1 protein-coding gene is annotated in these 697 nt (G+C 39.5%); it reads right to left on the bottom strand.

The genetic code is table 11. The features are described 5' to 3' along the window. Positions 1–154: 154 nt before the first annotated feature. The gene (locus GOU96_RS17995; protein WP_258502394.1) at positions 155–577 is read right to left on the bottom strand and encodes a hypothetical protein; all 423 of its coding nucleotides are present in this window, start codon (positions 575–577) and stop codon (positions 155–157) included. Positions 578–697 lie beyond the last annotated feature (120 nt).

Here is a 697-nt window from a genome sequence, read left to right on the forward strand (position 1 = left end):
ATTGAGTGCTTTTGTGCGTTGTTCGCCCCTTAATGCGGCGTTAGCTAACAATTTTTAACTAGGGCTTAGCAAAGTAGCTAAGCCCTTAGAGGAAGCTAATCCAACTTTTCAAAAACAATACAGCAAGCAGCTGGGCTTTCGCCTGTAATGCTAATTACTGCGTTGTAACCATTATGATCTTCGTCATAAATCCCTTTAGTAGAGTAATGTTTACCATCTTTATCAGCTGCTTTATGCGCAACTCTTGCGTCTTTGTAGCCATTTTTGTTGTGGCTTTATTTGATGGCGTTGCAGCCATTATTGCCCAACCAGATCCATTCGGCATAGTTACATTCAGAGTAATATTCGAACCAGCCCCTTTGGCATGAGCTCCGATTTCCCATAGACTCTGACTATGAACGGTATTGCCTTTGCTTATATCAACAATACTTCCATGCTCAAGGTAGTAATCTACTTTGATTGAAGCATCTGTATCGTTGTACAAACCTATTGCTAAGTCATTTCTATGCGGGTTTCCGCCAAAAATGTCATGAATCAATTGGTTAACATCAATTGTAAAACTAGTATCTGTACTCATTTGAAGTCCTCATTATTTATCCTTAGCCAACTGCATATCTCATATGCAGTTATTGGCACATTTCGAGGTGTGGGTTTATCAAGAAACTGACTTATGATTGATAGCTAACAAACGCCTCAA

This window comes from Vibrio sp. R-1 (assembly GCF_035615595.1).
Lineage (GTDB): Bacteria > Pseudomonadota > Gammaproteobacteria > Enterobacterales > Vibrionaceae > Vibrio > Vibrio cholerae.

What these genes read in the sequence shown, in the direction of transcription:
- GOU96_RS17995 (WP_258502394.1), bottom strand. Translation starts at nt 577, where the DNA reads ATGAGTACAGATACTAGTTTTACAATTGATGTTAACCAATTGATTCAT.